This is a genomic window from Nocardia arthritidis, from assembly GCF_011801145.1.
GTDB lineage: Bacteria > Actinomycetota > Actinomycetes > Mycobacteriales > Mycobacteriaceae > Nocardia > Nocardia arthritidis_A.
This window is the reverse complement of record NZ_CP046172.1, coordinates 9110537-9125857: the sequence shown is the minus strand read 5'-3', so window position 1 is coordinate 9125857 and position 15321 is coordinate 9110537. Positions and strand designations below refer to the sequence as shown.

Sequence of the window (15321 nt, the reverse complement as noted above, 5' to 3'; positions counted from 1 at the left end):
CGATTTCGGCGGCTTTACCTCGCGTTATCGGTGCGTGACGATCCCCCTCACCCCGGGGCGGGGCGACGGTGAGGAAGAATTTTCGTCGGCTGAATTCGGCCGGTCAGCCCAGCTTGTAGCCGCGGTGCAGCGCGACGATGCCGCCGGTGAGGTTACGCCATTTCACCGAGGACCACCCGGCATCGGCGATCCGCACCGCGAGTTGACGCTGGTTGGGCCAGGCGCGAATGGATTCCGCCAGGTAGACGTAGGCGTCCGGATTGCTGCTCACCGCGCGCGCCACCGCGGGCAGCGCCCGCATGAGGTATTCCATGTACACGGTCCGGAAGACCGGGACGATCGGCGTGGAGAATTCGCATACCAGCAGCCGCCCGCCCGGTTTCGTGACGCGCAGCATTTCGCGCAGCGCCCGGTCCGAGTCGGAGATGTTGCGCAGGCCATAGGAGATGGTCACCGCGTCGAAGGAGTCGTCGGCGAACGGCAGATTCGTCGCATCGGCCGCCACCATCGGCACCCCGCGGAATTTGCCCGCGGCCAGCATGCCCTGCGAGAAATCGGCGGCCAGGCACCACGCGCCGGATTTCGCCAGATCCAGGGTTGAGATGCCGGTGCCCGCCGCGAGGTCGAGCACCCGCTCGCCGGGCCGGGGCGCCACCGCCCGGTGCACCGCCCACCGCCAGTAGCGGTCCTGACCCAGCGAGATCACGGTGTTGGTCAGGTCGTATCGCTTCGCGACACCGTCGAACATCGACGCGACCTCGTGCGGCTGTTTGTCCAGCGATGCGCGAGTCGATTGTGTATTCGCCACGCAACGACCCTAATAAATGCCGCCGGGGTCGGCTTGTCCGCAGTGGTGGATTTATGCGTCCGAAAGGGCCACCGGATCCGACGTACGCGATTTATGCCGTATGCGGCAATGAAATTCGCGTGCCGATGACGTCCGCGTAGTGACCCATGAGCTCGGTGCAGATGGCGGGCCAGGTGCGGTGCAGCACCGATTTGCGCGCCGCACCGGCGAATCTGGTCCGCAACCGCGGATCCCGCAGCGCCGCAACGGCGCTGGGCAGCAGTTCGGTGAAGCGGTCGACCGGTAGTAGATATCCGTTGCGGCAGTGCGCGATCAGGTCGCGCGGCCCGCCCGCGTCGGGCCCGATCACCGGGACCCCGGAGGCGAGCGCCTCCTGCACGCCTTGACAGAACGTCTCATGCTCACCCGGATGCACCATCACATCGAGGCTCGCATAGGCCTGTGCCAGCTCGTCGCCGCCGAGTTCGCCGGTGAACACCGCGCCGGGCATCAGCCGCGCCAAGCGGGCCCGTTCCGGTCCGTCGCCGACGATGACGAGCTGGATGCCGGGATCGTCGGCCAGCGCCGCGAGCCGGTCGACATGCTTTTCCGGCGCGAGCCGCCCGACGAATCCGACGAGCAGCCGGTCGCCGCCGCGCAGCCAGGTCTCGCGCAGCTCGGTCCGCCGCGCCGACGGGGTGAACCGCGCGATATCCACACCCCGGCCCCACCGGTGGATTCGCGGAATACCGTGGCGCGCAAGGTCTTCCGCGGCGGCGCTGGAGGGGGCCAGGGTCCGGGTCGCACCCTCGTGAATGCGGCGGGTCCAGGCCCAGGCCGCGCGCGTCGCCAACCCGAGCCCGTAGCTCTTGGCGAAGCCGGCCACATCGGTCTGGTACACCGCGACGGTCGGCAGGTCCAGCCGCAGCGCGGCGCCGAGCCCGCCGGCGCCGAGCAGGAACGGCGAGGCCAGATGCACGACGTCGGCGTCGAAGGCCGCGATGGCCGCGGTGATGCCGGGCTGCGGCAGGCCGACCGGCAGCGAGCTGATCTTCGGCACCATTACGGCGGGCACCCGGTGCACCGGGAAGCGGCCGTGCCGGTGCGGCGCGCGCGGCAGACCGCGCACGGTGTCCGGCGCGACGATCAGCGCCTCATGACCGTGGCGGTCCAGATGGTCCAGGACCCGCAGCACGGAGTTGACGACGCCGTTCATGTTCGGCAGGAACGACTCCGCGACGATCGCTACACGCACGTTTTCAGGGTGACCGGGCCAGCGCGCCACACCCCGACACCGACGTGAAGAGCGCGGAAAGTTACGGCAAACGCTTGCCCCCGTTTCACACATGCGGTGACCGCCATCGCGGATCGGCCAGCCGTTCCTCGGTGGCGATCGCGGTGAGCATGCGCCGCAGCGCCGCGACGCTGTCCGCGTCGTTGGCCTCGGTCAGTTCGCGCTCGAAGTCGCGGTGGAAGCGCCGGGCGGCGGCCAGCGCCCGATTGCCCTTATCGCTCAGGTAGAGCAGTTTGGCGCGCCGGTCGGCCGGGTTTGCGCGGCGTTCGACGTAGCCGCGTTCGCACATCTCCTCGATCAGTTGGGCCGCACCCTGTTTGGTGATCGTCAGTCGGTCGGCCAGCTCGCTGGTGTTCATCGGCCGCTCGGCGAGGCTGCGGAATACGTAGCCGTAGGACGGGCCCGCATCACCGAAACCCTGTTCGGCCAGTGCCTCGCGGAGTTGGCGGACGAATTCCTGGTAGGCCAGGCCCATGAGTATGCCGAGGTCTTGCGGCGCTGCGCTCATACCGCCATGATAGACAAGCCAACTTGTTCAAGCTGGCTTGTCTATTTAGGAGCGTCATGCACGTCATCCAGGCCGAGGAAACCCCGAAGTTCGAGGTTCCCGGCATCGAATTCACCGGAATGGCCGCGCCGAGCCGCGGCTCGAAAGAGCTCTGTACCTGGCGCATCACCGTCGCACCCCATCGGGCCAGCGACGATCCGCACGTACTCGATCGCGACGAGATCTTCATGCTCACCTCGGGTCGGCTCGAGATCAGCGGTCGAGTCGTGCGCGCGGGCGATACCGTCGTCATCCCCGCGGGCGAACCCATCACCGTCGCCAACCCGAACGACGAACCGGCCGAGGCCTTCGTCGCGATCGCGGCGGGCTTCGCCGCCAAGATGGCCGATGGCCCCGCTGTGCGGCCGCCGTGGGCGCAGTAGCGCTTTAGTCCGCGGGCTTGCGCCGGGCCGCCCGGCGCAGCACCAGCAACGTCGGTAGCGCGACCGCCCAACTCACCGCGATCACCGATAGCGCGGGTGGTATCGCGACGCGCACATCGCGCCCGGCCACCCGCACCAGATCGGGATCGCTGCGCGAGTACTCGACGTTGATCCGTTCCCCGGCCGTCAGATTGGTCGGATACAACACGCCGACCTTCGGATTGTGCGACTTGCCGTCCGGCGTGACGAACATAACCGCGGACCGCAGCCGCCCCGCCGACAACACCTCGGCGGTGGCGACACCCTTGTCCGAATTGATCAGATAGTCGTTGCGCCAGGCGGCCAGCACCAGCAGCACCGTGAGCGCGCTCACCACCGACGCCGCGACGACGACGCCGATCGCCGCCCGCCGCAGCCGAATCCGGCGCCGGTCCGGCGGGCCGTCCACGGCAGCGCGCACGGACCGGCGAAGGCCTGGCCTGCGGCGATCAGACTGCGTGGTTTCCGACACCGCAACAGGCTACTTCGCGGCTCGGCTACCGTGTGCGGCCATGTCCCGAAAATTCAGCTTCACCGTGCCCTACACCGTCCCGGTAGAAGAGCTTCACCGGGCGGTAACCAACGACGAGCTCTGGCATGCCCGTTTCGCCGGGGCCGAGACGGCGACCCTGGAGCTGTCGCATCCCGAGGGCGACAACACCATTCGCATCCATATGACCGAAAAGGCAAGTGACGAAAAGGTTCCCAGCATCGTGAGCAAGGTGCTCAAGAGCCAGCTGGTGCTGGAGCGCACCGACAACTGGGGCGCGCTCGACGGCGAGGTCGCCAGGGGTTCGTTCGCCGGAGCCACCCAGGGCATCGTCACCGAGATGTCCGGCACCTACGAAATGCGTTCCACCGCAGAGGGTTCCGAGATCGAGGTGGTCGGCACCGTGCAGGTGAAGGTGCCGGTGGTCGGCGGCGCGATCGAACCGCTCGCCGAACAGCTGCACCACCGGGTGCTCAACAGCGAGCGCAAATTCATCGAGGAGTGGTACGCCACCCAGTCCGCGGTGTGACCGACAACCCCCGCGTCCCCTGCCCGGGGACGCCGGGGAGGTCACGCGAAGTCCGAGGGCGTGAACTCCTTGGGCTCCACCAGCACCAGCCAATTGCCGGAGTTGTCCCGGATGATCGCCTCGGTGCCGTACGGACGCTCCGCGGGCGGCTGGATGGATTCGACGCCCTTGGCGGTCAGCTCGTCGAAGGTCTTCTTGCAGTTGTCGGTTCGCAGCCCGAGCGCGCCGTGCGTGCCGCTGGCCAGCGCCCGCCGGACCGCCTCGGCATAGTTCTCGTCCAGCGGCGGCCCGGGGATCATCAGCGTCACCTCCAGCTCCGGGTGATTCGGCAGTACGACGGTGACCCAGCGAAAACCGTTGTCGCCCATCGTGATATCGGTGTGCTCGACGAAACCGAGCTTTTCGATGTACCACTGCTTGGCCGCATCCTGATCGGTGACATAGATCGTGGTCAGGGAAACATTGGTGATCGTCATGCGAGCAGGCTATCGCCGGGGCGGTCGCGTGTGCTTCTCCGGAATTGCGGAAATATCAGGCGCGGGGTTTGCAATCCGAGAGCCCGTGCATGAAGACGTAGCAACCCGGAATCCGGGGCGCGCCATCGGCGAATTTCGCCTGATACTCCGACGGCGTCACCCCGACCAGCTCCCGGAACTTACTGCTGAACGACCCGAGGCTGCTGTATCCGACCAGCATGCACACCTCGGTGACCATCAGGTTCGTCGCACGCAGCAAATCCTGCGCGCGCTCGATCCGCCGCTCGGCCAGATAGGCCGCGGGCGTCACCCCGTACACTGCGGCGAACGCGCGCAGGAAGTGGTATTTGGAAATCCCTGCGGCAGCGGCCAATTCGTCGAGATCCAGCGGCTCGGCATAGTTGCGGTCGGCGTGATCGCGCGCCCGGCGCAGATGGGTGAGCAGCTGCAGCGGCGGCTGCGTCCGCTCGGGCCGCGCCATCGCGGTGCCCCTACGCGAAGGGCTGTAGTTGGTCGAGACGCATCGACGCGCGTCCCGCCGTCCGCCACGCCCACGCGGTCACGTCGGCGTCCTCGTCGGTGACCAGATTGCCCATCACTCGAACGGCGGTGCGCTGCAAGTACTTCGACCGCAGCACCGGCGGCCCGCCCAGCGGCACCATGCGCGGATGAGTGGCCAGCGCGGCGATTCGTCGCGCCACCGAGAAGGTACGTCCGTAGCGGGCCCGCAGCAGCTCCGGCCACACCCTCGTGAGATCCGGCTCGTCCAACAGCCCGGTCAGCAGGCGCCCGCCCTCCAAGCCGTAGTCGATGCCCTCGCCGTTCAACGGGTTCACACAGCCCGCCGCGTCACCGACCAGCGCCCAGTTGCGCCCGGCCACATTCGACACCGCACCGCCCATCGGCAGCAGTGCCGAGGCGACGGCGCGCACCGGACCGTCGAACTGCCACTCCGCGCTGCGCAGCCCGGTGTAGTGCTCCAGCAACGGTTTCAGCGCGATATGCGCGGGCCGCCGCTCGGTGGCCAGCGAGCCGACGCCGATATTCACCTCGCCGTTGCCGAGCGGGAACACCCAGCCGTAGCCGGGCACCAGCTCACCGGCGGCGTTGCGCAATTCCAAATGCGAAGTGATCCATTGATCGTCGCTGCGCCCGGACTTGATGTACGCGCGCGCCGCGGTGCCGTACGCATAGCGCCGATGCCAGGTGCGCCCGAGCATCTTGCCGACGGGGGAGCGCACACCGTCGGCGACGACGAGCGTGCGGCAGCCGATGGTGCGGGCGCCGGAAGCGGTCTTGACGATCACACCGGTGATCCGGTCGCCCTCGCGGGTGATATCGACCACCTTCGCGCCGTCCACCATCGCCGCGCCGGACTTCACCGCCGTCTCACGCAGTTTGTCGTCGAGTTCCGTTCGGGGAACGGCACTTCCATATGTCGGGAAGGACCCGCCCGGCCACGGCAGCTGCACCTCGCACCCGAATCCGGACAGTCGCAGGCCGTGGTTCACGGTGTGCGCGCGCACCCATTCGCCGAGCCCGAGATGTTCCAACTCCGCGGTCGCGCGCGGTGTCAAACCGTCGCCGCAGGTCTTGTCACGTGGGAATACCGCGGAATCGAGCAACAATACGTCCCGGCCCGCCCGCGCCGCCCACGCGGCCGCCGCCGAACCCGCCGGGCCCGCGCCGACGACGAGCACCTCGGCCCGGTCGGGCAGCGCGCCGGGAGCGTCCCCGGGTTCGGTTGCGGGAGTTACGTCCGGTGCACCCATGGCGTCCATACTCGCAGGACGATCTCGGCGGTGTCGATGAAGGGGATATCACCTGGCGCGCGGTCGCTCAATAGTGTCTGCGAGTGTGGGTAACCGACTCGTGTGCGAGCGTATGCGAAAGTGTCTGGTACACCGCATAGTGACGGTGTTCATGGGCCATCGGACGGGGACACGCTAGGTTCTCTACCGTGGGGTCGGACGCAGCGCTGGGAGAAGAGATGAGCACATCGGCTGTGGATCAGCACTCGGAGAGGGTAGGAGGCGGAGCCGACGGGGAGGGCACGGTGGTGGCCGGGGTCGACCTCGGCGACCTCGAGCTCGCCGAGACGGTGCGCAACGGCCTCGAAGAGGTCGAGAAGCTGCTCGTAGCCGAACTGTCCGACGGGGAGGAATTCCTACAGGAGGCGGCGCTGCACCTGGCCAAGGCCGGCGGCAAGCGATTCCGACCGCTGTTCACCATCCTCACCGGTCAGCTCGGCCCGCGCCCCACCGACCCGGCGCTGATCACCGCGGCCACCGTGGTGGAACTGGTGCACCTGGCCACCCTGTACCACGACGACGTGATGGACGAGGCGTCGATGCGCCGCGGCGCGCAGAGCGTCAACTCGCGCTGGGGGAACAATATCGCCATCCTGGCGGGCGACTACCTGTTCGCGCACGCCTCCCGGCTCACCTCCACCCTCGGCCCCGACGCGGTGCGCATCATCGCCGAAACCTTCGCCGAACTCGTCACCGGCCAAATGCGGGAAACCATGGGCGCCCGCGAATCACAGGACAAGGTCGAGCACTACCTGCGCGTGGTGTGGGAGAAGACCGGCTCGCTGATCGCCGCCTCCGGCCGCTTCGGCGGCACCTTCTCCGGTGCGGGCCCCGACCACGTCGAACGGCTCGCCCGGCTCGGCGACGCCGTCGGCACCGCATTCCAGATCTCCGACGACATCATCGACATCGCCTCGGTCTCCGAACAGTCCGGCAAAACCCCGGGCACCGACCTGCGCGAGGGCGTGCACACCCTGCCGGTGCTGTACGCGCTGCGCGACGACGGCGCCGAGGGCGACCGCCTGCGCAAACTGCTCGCCCACCCGCTGCACACCGACGACGAGGTGGCGGAGGCACTCGAACTGCTGTCGCGTTCCCGCGGCATGGTGCTGGCCAAGGAAAAGCTGCAGGGCTACGCCGATCTGGCGCATGCGGAACTGTCCGCGCTGCCGTCCGGACCGGCCAACGACGCGCTGGAACACCTGGTCCGCTACACCATCGAACGGGTCGGATAACCACCGGTCCGTCCGCCCACTCACACTCCGATTCGGAACCTTCGGTCAACTTCCGTCGTTGACCTGGTGTAATGCACACGCGAGACGATGTCGACGCGGCAGCTGAATTCGTAGACGCGAGAGGCGGACGGGCTAGATGCACACGCACGGGTATGCGAATGGACTGAAAACGTTCGGGCTGATGGTCGGGCTCTCCGCGCTGATCGTGTTCGCCGGGGCGATGTTCCGCAGCCCGACCATCCTGTTCCTGGCCATCCTGCTGGCCGTCGGCATGAACGCGTGGGCGTATTTCAACAGCGACAAGATCGCGTTGAAGGCCATGCACGCCCAGCCGGTCAGCGAATTGGAGGCGCCGGTCATCTACCGCATCGTGCGGGAACTCGCCACCACCGCGCGTCAGCCGATGCCCCGGCTCTACATCAGCCCCACCAACGCGCCCAACGCCTTCGCCACCGGCCGCAACCCGCGCCACGCCGCCGTCTGCTGTACCAGCGGCATCCTGCAAATCCTCGACGAACGCGAACTCCGCGCGGTGCTCGGTCACGAGCTGTCGCACGTCTACAACCGCGACATCCTGATCTCATCGATCGCGGGCGCGCTCGCCGCCGTCATCTCCGGCCTGGCGAATCTCGCGTTCTTCGCCTCCATGTTCGGCGGCGGCCGAGATGGCGAGGGCCCCAACATCTTCGGCGTGCTGCTGGTTTCGCTGCTCGGCCCCATCGCGGCCAGCCTCATCCGGCTCGCCGTCTCCCGCTCGAGGGAATACCAGGCCGATCAATCCGGCGCCGAATTAACCGGCGACCCACTGGCATTGGCGTCGGCACTGCGCAAACTGGAACGCGGCGTACAGGCCGCCCCACTGCCGCCTGAACCGCAGCTGACCGCCCAGTCACACCTGATGATCGCCAACCCGTTCCGCGCGGGCGAGCGCGCCGCCCGCTGGTTCTCCACCCACCCGTCGATGGCCGACCGGATCGCCCGGCTCGAGGATATGGCGGGCGGGCGGCGCTAAGTCTCGTCCGCCGCCAACCGCTCCTCATACGCCCGGAACGTCTCGACGAACAACCGACGCTGTTCCGGCGCAAGCGGTTCCAGCACCGAACGCCACGCCTGCGCGCTGCGCCCGAGCCACTTGTTCACCGCCTTCTGATGGGCCGCCGCGATCCCCACGAGCACCCGCCTGCGATCCGCCGCATCCTCGCGCCGCTCCAACACGCCCTGCCTGCTCAACTCGCCCACCATCAAACTCACCGTCGTCGGCGCGACCTCCAGCCGCGCCGCCAACTCGTTGATCGACGTCGGCCCGTCGAACACCAGATTCGCCAACAGCGAAAGATGCCGCGGCGCAAGCGAAAACGACTCCAGCTCCGGCGGAACCCGCAACCGCTTCGCCCGGCCCACCACCCGCGGCATCAACAACAACAGCGTCCGGATACTCTCATCGACCCCGGCGCCACGCTCGTCCGGCATACGTTCCTAGCGGTAGTTGACGAACTGCAGCGCGATACCGAAATCCTCGCCCTTCAACAGCGCGATCACGGCCTGCAAATCATCCCGCTTCTTACTGCTCACCCGCAGCTCATCGCCCTGAATCTGGGCCTTAACACCCTTCGGGCCCTCATCGCGGATCTTCTTCGAAATCTTCTTCGCATGCTCGGTATCGATACCCTGCACCAGCGTGCCGGTGATCCGATACGACTTCCCCGACTGCTGCGGCTCACCCGCATCGAACGCCTTCAACGAGATATCGCGGCGAATCAGCTTCTCCTTGAACACATCCAAGGCCGCCTTCACCCGCTCCTCCGCCTCCGCGGACAACACGATCTTGTCCTCGCCGGACCACTCGATCTTCGCGCCCGTGTTACGGAAGTCATAACGGGTGTTCAGCTCCTTCTCCGCCTGATGAAGGGCGTTGTCGACCTCCTGCCGGTCAACCTTGCTCACAACATCGAAAGACGAATCAGCCACACTGCGCTCCTGTCCAGACGGTCCGACGGGTCACGAACGCCGGAAAACCGGCATCGTCAGTTCTACCCGGAAGGAGCACGTTAGTCCCGTCGCACGGCCGATAGCCAGCCGGTTTGCATTTCAGGGGAGGGTACGTTGTATTCTGCTCACCGCACCAAAACAGTGCGCGAACGGCAGGTTGCCCGAGCGGCCAATGGGAGCAGACTGTAAATCTGTCGGTGAAAGCCTACGTAGGTTCGAATCCTACACCTGCCACGAACGCTCCTGGGCGACCCCTGTACGCAGAAAGCGCGTACAGGGGTCGCTTTTCGTTGTGCTTTGTGGGGGTGCAACCCCACACCCCGCCCGGCGGGGCTTTGCCCCCCGAACCCCCCACGGGGCTCCGCCCCTTGCCCCCTTGATGGGTGGTTGTGTTTTTAGGGGTTGTTGCGGTTTGGGTGGTGGGATTTGTTGGGGGCGTTGGAGTCTGGTTGATCGATGGCTATCCCGGGGCCTTCTTACTGAGTGCGTTACTGGTGGGGGTGTTCGAACCCTCATTTGGAGCCGGGCACCCCGTGCATTGTGTGCACGGTTGTGAGACGGGGTGCGGCGTTAGGTCGGGGCATGTGGTGTGGCGGGGTATCAGGTGCAGAGACCGTTCGAGCTTTGGGTGGGCCCGATTGTGGTTGGTGACCGGATGGGGACTGGTGGGGCGGCTGATGAAGCGGGCCTGCGGATACCTCGCGCGATTCAGTCCGATTCGGAACTTGCAGACAACCCAACTTGCCGATTCGTCGGAACGGGCGTTTTGGCGCGGCGTGCCCAACCGGGTGCCATCGGCGGTGATCTAATCCGCTCCGGCGGAGGGGCCGGGTTCACAGCGGGCGGGCAGTGGTTTCAAAACCTGGTTTGACCACGCGGTTTGGAGGTGGGACGGGGGAGTGTGTAACCTCGTTCAAGGCTTCACCGCCCCGGGGTTGTCGAAAGCAGTCTCGGTGCGGATGTAGTCATGCCCCCTTAGCTCAGTCGGCAGAGCGTTTCCATGGTAAGGAAAAGGTCAACGGTTCGATTCCGTTAGGGGGCTCGCCGGATTGCCGGTGGTGACCGGGTTTGGCACTCCAGAGCCGGGCGCCGCTGTGCAGACCGCGCATGGCGGTGTAGCTCAGTCGGTAGAGCAAACGACTCATAATCGTTGTGTCGCCGGTTCAAGTCCGGCCATCGCTACCCCATACTGATTGACCCCCTCTGGTTGACCGGAAAGAAGGCAGAATCGTGGCCGCGAAGTCCACTGATATCCGGCCAAAGATCACCTTGGCCTGCGAGCAGTGCAAGCACCGTAACTACATCACCAAGAAGAACCGGCGTAACGACCCGGATCGGCTGGAGCTGAAGAAGTTCTGCCCGAACTGTGGCACGCACCGGGCGCACCGCGAATCCCGCTGATTCGCGCCACGCGTGCAGTACCGCGTGGTTGGGTTCCGTGGAACTGCGAGGGCCGGACATCCGTCCGGCCCTGACGCGTTTCACGGGTATGTGCGGTCGCTGAACGCGCGAAGATCGGACACAACCACCAACGCGGTCATGTCGCGGCCGGAGGTCGGCCGGGTCGTGATCGCTCCGCCGACTCCGGGTCGCGGAGTCAGATAGGTACAGTCCTCCACGTGACAATCAACACCGGTACAGACGAAGCGGTCCAGGCGGTCGGAGCCGAGGACTTCGACCCCGCTGCGCACGCGGCGGCCATGGTCGGTCACCACTACCGCGTCGACGACTACTACGAGGTCGGTCGCGAGAAGGTCCGCGAATACGCCCGCGCCGTGCAGGACTACCACCCGGTGCACTGGGACGAGGACGTCGCGCAGGAGTACGGCTACGACGGCCTGCTCGCGCCGCTCACCTTCATCTCGCTGGTCGGAATCCTGGCCCAGCGCAAGCTGTTCGAGCAGATCGTCACCGGCTACGACCTGAGCCAGATCATGCAGACCGACCAGATCCTGGAATTCCACCGGCCCATCAAGGTCGGCGACCAGTTGACCTGCGATGTCTACCTGCACTCGTTCCGGCAGGCCTTCGGTGGCGACATCATCGTCACCAAGAACATCGTCACCGCGCAGAACGACGAGCTGGTGCAGACCACGTACACCACCCTCGTCGGCCGCAGCGGCGGCGATATCGACCCGAACCTCAACAACGCCGTCCGCAACGTGCTCATGCACGGCATCGGCCCCGAGGAGCCGGGCCACCACCCGCGCAGCACGCCGCCGGTCGAACCGCCGCCGCTGCCGGTCACCACCCAGCCGAAGGTGGTGCCGAGCAAGCGGGCGCTGCGCTTCGAGGACGTCACCGAGGGCGCCGAACTCCCGCCCCGCATCGTCCGGCTCACCCGCGGCGACCTGGTCAACTACGCGGGCGTCTCGGGCGATGCCAACCCGATCCACTGGAGCGACGAGGTCATCAAACTCGTCGGCCTGGAAAACGTTGTCGCGCACGGCATGCTCACCATGGGGCTCGGCGGCGGCTTCATCAGCTCCTGGGTCGGCGACCCCGGCGCGGTGAAGGAATACAACGTGCGCTTCACCAGCCCGGTCTATGTCGGCGTCGACGAGGCGGCCGAGGTCGAATACACGGGTAAAGTGAAATCGGTCGATCCGGAGACGCGTACCGCGGTCATCGCGATCGTGGCGAAGTCCGGCGGCAAGAAGATCTTCGGTCGGGCCACCGCCACGGTGCAGCTGTCCTGACCTGGTCGAGTGACCCTGATTGGCTATTGCGGTGGGCGGTAACGTACACTCGGGTTTCTGGGGTCACCAGCCGCTGCGCGCTGCTCTATGGGGCTGGTTCCAGGCGGTAGCTCCGGCCACCGCCCACGGGGCCGGCCACCGCCGGAGCGGCGCGCGTATTGTGTGTGACGCCAGTGCCGGGCAGCGATGTCCGGCACGAAAATTGAATATGGTTGAACAGCACCGAGGTTCAACCGAAGGGGCGTAGCTCAACTGGCAGAGCAGCGGTCTCCAAAACCGCAGGTTGCAGGTTCAAGTCCTGTCGCCCCTGCTTTCCGTAGCGGCCGCTTGCCGGTCGCTCGAAAGGGCCAGATGCCAGCGACGAGAGAGGTATCGACGTGACCGACGAGCGGGACACTCGCCACGGCGCGCATGCCGCCGACGAGGGCGATGGCACCGCCGCAGCGGTTCGGCCGAGCGGCAAGCGGTCCGCCCGGCGGGCACGTTCGTCCTCATCGGCCGATACGGGCACCATCGCCACGCTCGACCGGCCGGATACGTCGCGGAAGGCGGATAAAACTGCCGGAAAGGCCAAGCGCGCCAAGACGGGTAACCCGTTCAAGCGCCTGATCAAGTTCCTGCGAGAGGTCGTCGCGGAACTGCGTAAGGTGATCTGGCCCAACCGGAAGCAGATGGTCACCTATACGAGCGTTGTTCTGGTGTTCGTGATCTTCATGGTCGCGTTCATCAGCGGGTTGGACCTGGCGTTCATCAAGGGTGTCAACTGGCTGTTCGGCTAGCCGGGCCGTAGCGACCGCTCACAGGTCGCTCGAATCAGCGACGCCGAAGCCGGTAGCCGATTCGGGGCGGACGGGCGGACTATCCGCCGCGCCTGGCCCAGCAGAGGATGTACGTGACGACACAGGAAGCGAGTGCCGCAGTGAGCACCCCGGAGAACGACACAAACGACGAGTTCCCGGTCGACGACGCGGTGGTGGAACCCACCATCGACGATGCCGCGACCGTCGAGGACTCCGAGGTCGAGGAATCCGAGCCCGCTGCCTCCGCTCCGATCGACGCCGAACCCGCCGACCCGGTTGCCGAGATGAAGGCCGCGCTGCGGCGCGCCCCCGGCGACTGGTACGTCATCCACTCCTACGCCGGGTACGAGAACAAGGTGAAGGCCAACCTCGAGACCCGCGTGCAGAACCTCGATCTCGAGGAGTACATCTTCCAGGTCGAGGTGCCGACCGAAGAGGTCACCGAGATCAAGAACGGTCAGCGCAAGCACGTCAACCGCAAGGTGCTGCCCGGCTACATCCTGGTCCGGATGGAACTCAACGACGAATCGTGGGGCGCGGTGCGCAACACACCCGGTGTCACCGGTTTCGTCGGCGCCACCTCGCGCCCGTCGCCGCTGTCCATCGACGATGTGGTGAAGTTCCTGGTCCCGGCCGCGCAGCAGCAGAAGAAGCCGGTCGCCGCGGCTGTCACCGCCGCCGAGGCCAGCACCGATATCGCGCCGAAGCCGGTCATCGAGGTCGACTTCGAGGTCGGCGAGTCGGTGACGGTGATGGACGGCCCGTTCGCGACGCTGCCCGCCACCATCTCCGAGGTCAACGCCGAGCAGCAGAAGGTGAAGGTGCTGGTGTCGATCTTCGGTCGCGAGACCCCGGTCGAGCTGGCGTTCAACCAGGTCGCGAAGATTTAGTTGCTTCCGTCGGCTGTTCGACACACGACGGGATGATTCGGCCCGGTCCACGGGTTGATGCACGAGGCTTGCAAAGAGCAAGGACTACAAACACCTAGGAAAGAAAGATGCCCCCCAAGAAGAAGAAGCTCGCCGGGATCATCAAGCTTCAGATCCAGGCCGGCCAGGCGAATCCGGCTCCGCCGGTCGGCCCGGCGCTCGGTCAGCACGGCGTCAACATCATGGAGTTCTGCAAGGCGTACAACGCGGCGACCGAGTCGCAGCGTGGCACCGTCGTCCCGGTCGAGATCTCGGTGTACGAGGACCGGTCCTTCGACTTCAAGCTGAAGACCCCGCCCGCCGCCAAGCTGCTGCTCAAGGCCGCCGGTGTGCAGAAGGGTTCGGCCGAGCCGCACCGCAACAAGGTCGCCAAGGTCACCATGGACCAGGTGCGCGAGATCGCCAAGACCAAGATGGAAGATCTCAACGCCAACGACGTGGAGCAGGCGGCGAAGATCATCGCGGGTACCGCGCGTTCGATGGGTATCACTGTCGAGGCGTAAGCCCAACTCGGTGGGAGGGTCGGCCAGACCCGGTAACCACTTCTGAACCAAGCACTTTAAGGACAGAGAATCATGGCAAAGCGAAGCAAGGCGTACCTGGAACAGGCCGCCAAGGTCGATCGCACGAAGCTCTACTCCCCGCTGGCCGCCACGCGGCTCGCGAAGGAGACCGCCACCACCAAGACCGATGCGACCGTCGAGGTCGCCGTCCGTCTGGGTGTCGACCCGCGCAAGGCGGACCAGATGGTTCGCGGCACGGTCAACCTGCCGCACGGCACCGGTAAGACCGCCCGCGTCATCGTGTTCGCGGCCGGTGAGAAGGCCGCCGAGGCCGAGGCCGCCGGTGCGGACGCGGTCGGCGCCGAGGATCTCATCGAGCGGATCCAGGGCGGCTGGCTGGACTTCGACGCGGCGATCGCCACCCCCGATCAGATGGCCAAGGTCGGCCGGATCGCGCGTGTCCTCGGCCCGCGCGGCCTGATGCCGAACCCGAAGACGGGCACCGTCACCACCGACGTGACCAAGGCCGTCAACGACATCAAGGGCGGCAAGATCAACTTCCGCGTCGACAAGCAGGCCAACCTGCACTTCGTCATCGGCAAGGCGTCCTTCGACGAGGCCAAGCTGGTCGAGAACTACGGCGCCGCGCTGGACGAGATCCTGCGGGTCAAGCCGTCGACGGCGAAGGGCCGCTACGTCAAGAAGGTGACGGTTTCGACGAACACCGGACCGGGCATCCCGGTGGACCCGAACCGCACCCGCAACCTCCTCGACGAGGACGCGTAGGTAGCAGACCACAAGGGCGGGAAC

At 66.5% G+C, this 15321-nt stretch carries 19 protein-coding genes and 4 tRNA genes; 14 read left to right on the top strand and 9 right to left on the bottom strand.

Annotated elements, in window-relative coordinates; translation table 11 throughout:
* Positions 1-103: 103 nt before the first annotated feature.
* The 3 genes from F5544_RS41385 to F5544_RS41375 all read right to left on the bottom strand — a co-directional run bounded on the left by F5544_RS41385 (position 104) and on the right by F5544_RS41375 (position 2589).
* Positions 104-808 carry a demethylmenaquinone methyltransferase gene (locus F5544_RS41385; protein ID WP_167478176.1) on the bottom strand — a complete coding sequence of 235 codons (705 nt, stop codon included), beginning with the start codon at positions 806-808 and terminating at the stop codon, positions 104-106.
* 91 nt (positions 809-899) lie between these two features.
* Positions 900-2042, bottom strand: coding sequence for a glycosyltransferase family 4 protein (locus tag F5544_RS41380; RefSeq protein ID WP_203217464.1), 1143 nt, complete (start codon positions 2040-2042; stop codon positions 900-902).
* 85 nt (positions 2043-2127) lie between these two features.
* On the bottom strand, positions 2128-2589 hold the full coding sequence (locus tag F5544_RS41375; protein WP_167478175.1) for a MarR family winged helix-turn-helix transcriptional regulator: 462 nt from the start codon (positions 2587-2589) through the stop codon (positions 2128-2130).
* A 56-nt stretch (positions 2590-2645) separates the two neighbouring features.
* Between F5544_RS41375 and F5544_RS41370 the strand changes: the two genes are divergently transcribed.
* Positions 2646-3011 (top strand): cupin domain-containing protein, encoded by a 366-nt coding sequence (locus F5544_RS41370; RefSeq protein WP_167478174.1) that lies wholly within the window; start codon positions 2646-2648, stop codon positions 3009-3011.
* A gap of 4 nt (positions 3012-3015) precedes the next feature.
* Here F5544_RS41370 and F5544_RS41365 read toward each other — a convergent pair whose 3' ends face one another.
* Positions 3016-3471 carry a DUF3592 domain-containing protein gene (locus F5544_RS41365; protein WP_238846930.1) on the bottom strand — a complete coding sequence of 152 codons (456 nt, stop codon included), beginning with the start codon at positions 3469-3471 and terminating at the stop codon, positions 3016-3018.
* Between the two features lie 91 nt (positions 3472-3562).
* Between F5544_RS41365 and F5544_RS41360 the strand changes: the two genes are divergently transcribed.
* Positions 3563-4069, top strand: coding sequence for a DUF2505 domain-containing protein (locus F5544_RS41360; RefSeq protein WP_167478173.1), 507 nt, complete (start codon positions 3563-3565; stop codon positions 4067-4069).
* A 41-nt stretch (positions 4070-4110) separates the two neighbouring features.
* Here F5544_RS41360 and F5544_RS41355 read toward each other — a convergent pair whose 3' ends face one another.
* From F5544_RS41355 to F5544_RS41345, 3 genes are read right to left on the bottom strand one after another with little or no spacing between them, the layout of a single operon-like run.
* Positions 4111-4545, bottom strand: coding sequence for a VOC family protein (locus tag F5544_RS41355; RefSeq protein ID WP_167478172.1), 435 nt, complete (start codon positions 4543-4545; stop codon positions 4111-4113).
* Between the two features lie 55 nt (positions 4546-4600).
* A complete protein-coding gene (locus F5544_RS41350; RefSeq protein WP_167478171.1) occupies positions 4601-5026 on the bottom strand; it encodes a helix-turn-helix transcriptional regulator in 426 nt (141 codons plus the stop codon).
* 10 nt (positions 5027-5036) lie between these two features.
* Positions 5037-6317, bottom strand: coding sequence for a geranylgeranyl reductase family protein (locus F5544_RS41345; RefSeq protein WP_167478170.1), 1281 nt, complete (start codon positions 6315-6317; stop codon positions 5037-5039).
* A gap of 218 nt (positions 6318-6535) precedes the next feature.
* Here F5544_RS41345 and F5544_RS41340 point away from each other — a divergent pair, with 218 nt between their 5' ends.
* On the top strand, positions 6536-7591 hold the full coding sequence (locus F5544_RS41340; protein ID WP_225731558.1) for a polyprenyl synthetase family protein: 1056 nt from the start codon (positions 6536-6538) through the stop codon (positions 7589-7591).
* A 136-nt stretch (positions 7592-7727) separates the two neighbouring features.
* Positions 7728-8603, top strand: coding sequence for a zinc metalloprotease HtpX (gene htpX, locus F5544_RS41335; RefSeq protein WP_167478169.1), 876 nt, complete (start codon positions 7728-7730; stop codon positions 8601-8603).
* On the opposite strand, the gene F5544_RS41330 is transcribed toward htpX, so the two are convergent.
* Positions 8600-9061, bottom strand: a complete 462-nt coding sequence (locus F5544_RS41330) for a MarR family winged helix-turn-helix transcriptional regulator (RefSeq protein ID WP_167478168.1) — start codon at positions 9059-9061, stop codon at positions 8600-8602. The genes htpX and F5544_RS41330 overlap by 4 nt on opposite strands.
* Before the next feature lie 6 nt (positions 9062-9067).
* Positions 9068-9559 carry a YajQ family cyclic di-GMP-binding protein gene (locus F5544_RS41325; RefSeq protein WP_167478167.1) on the bottom strand — a complete coding sequence of 164 codons (492 nt, stop codon included), beginning with the start codon at positions 9557-9559 and terminating at the stop codon, positions 9068-9070.
* Positions 9560-9731: 172 nt separating this feature from the next.
* Here F5544_RS41325 and F5544_RS41320 point away from each other — a divergent pair.
* The 10 genes from F5544_RS41320 to rplA all read left to right on the top strand — a co-directional run bounded on the left by F5544_RS41320 (position 9732) and on the right by rplA (position 15297).
* Positions 9732-9814: transfer RNA gene (locus F5544_RS41320), tRNA-Tyr, on the top strand.
* Between the two features lie 735 nt (positions 9815-10549).
* Positions 10550-10622 (top strand) — tRNA-Thr (locus F5544_RS41315).
* 67 nt (positions 10623-10689) lie between these two features.
* Positions 10690-10762, top strand: a tRNA-Met gene (locus F5544_RS41310).
* Between the two features lie 48 nt (positions 10763-10810).
* Positions 10811-10981 (top strand): 50S ribosomal protein L33, encoded by a 171-nt coding sequence (rpmG, locus tag F5544_RS41305; RefSeq protein ID WP_029925945.1) that lies wholly within the window; start codon positions 10811-10813, stop codon positions 10979-10981.
* A gap of 224 nt (positions 10982-11205) precedes the next feature.
* Positions 11206-12279, top strand: a complete 1074-nt coding sequence (locus tag F5544_RS41300; RefSeq protein WP_275107074.1) for a fused (3R)-hydroxyacyl-ACP dehydratase subunits HadA/HadB — start codon at positions 11206-11208, stop codon at positions 12277-12279.
* Between the two features lie 237 nt (positions 12280-12516).
* Positions 12517-12589 (top strand) — tRNA-Trp (locus F5544_RS41295).
* A 67-nt stretch (positions 12590-12656) separates the two neighbouring features.
* Positions 12657-13058, top strand: a complete 402-nt coding sequence (secE, locus tag F5544_RS41290) for a preprotein translocase subunit SecE (RefSeq protein WP_167478166.1) — start codon at positions 12657-12659, stop codon at positions 13056-13058.
* A gap of 140 nt (positions 13059-13198) precedes the next feature.
* A complete protein-coding gene (nusG, locus tag F5544_RS41285; RefSeq protein ID WP_167479851.1) occupies positions 13199-13969 on the top strand; it encodes a transcription termination/antitermination protein NusG in 771 nt (256 codons plus the stop codon).
* 107 nt (positions 13970-14076) lie between these two features.
* The gene (rplK, locus tag F5544_RS41280; protein WP_167478165.1) at positions 14077-14511 is read left to right on the top strand and encodes a 50S ribosomal protein L11; all 435 of its coding nucleotides are present in this window, start codon (positions 14077-14079) and stop codon (positions 14509-14511) included.
* Positions 14512-14583: 72 nt separating this feature from the next.
* Positions 14584-15297: a 50S ribosomal protein L1 gene (gene rplA, locus F5544_RS41275; protein WP_167478164.1), complete on the top strand. Its 714-nt coding sequence runs from the start codon at positions 14584-14586 to the stop codon at positions 15295-15297.
* The last annotated feature ends 24 nt before the right edge of the window (positions 15298-15321 follow it).

Excerpts from the sequence above, each read along its gene's own strand:
- rplK (WP_167478165.1), top strand. The coding sequence starts at position 14,077 with ATGCCCCCCAAGAAGAAGAAGCTCGCCGGGATCATCAAGCTTCAGATC.
- rplA (WP_167478164.1), top strand. The coding sequence starts at position 14,584 with ATGGCAAAGCGAAGCAAGGCGTACCTGGAACAGGCCGCCAAGGTCGAT.
- F5544_RS41340 (WP_225731558.1), top strand. The coding sequence starts at position 6,536 with ATGAGCACATCGGCTGTGGATCAGCACTCGGAGAGGGTAGGAGGCGGA.
- F5544_RS41345 (WP_167478170.1), bottom strand. The coding sequence starts at position 6,317 with ATGGGTGCACCGGACGTAACTCCCGCAACCGAACCCGGGGACGCTCCC.
- F5544_RS41355 (WP_167478172.1), bottom strand. The coding sequence starts at position 4,545 with ATGACGATCACCAATGTTTCCCTGACCACGATCTATGTCACCGATCAG.
- F5544_RS41360 (WP_167478173.1), top strand. The coding sequence starts at position 3,563 with ATGTCCCGAAAATTCAGCTTCACCGTGCCCTACACCGTCCCGGTAGAA.
- F5544_RS41330 (WP_167478168.1), bottom strand. The coding sequence starts at position 9,061 with ATGCCGGACGAGCGTGGCGCCGGGGTCGATGAGAGTATCCGGACGCTG.
- F5544_RS41350 (WP_167478171.1), bottom strand. The coding sequence starts at position 5,026 with ATGGCGCGGCCCGAGCGGACGCAGCCGCCGCTGCAGCTGCTCACCCAT.
- F5544_RS41375 (WP_167478175.1), bottom strand. The coding sequence starts at position 2,589 with ATGAGCGCAGCGCCGCAAGACCTCGGCATACTCATGGGCCTGGCCTAC.
- htpX (WP_167478169.1), top strand. The coding sequence starts at position 7,728 with ATGCACACGCACGGGTATGCGAATGGACTGAAAACGTTCGGGCTGATG.
- F5544_RS41370 (WP_167478174.1), top strand. The coding sequence starts at position 2,646 with ATGCACGTCATCCAGGCCGAGGAAACCCCGAAGTTCGAGGTTCCCGGC.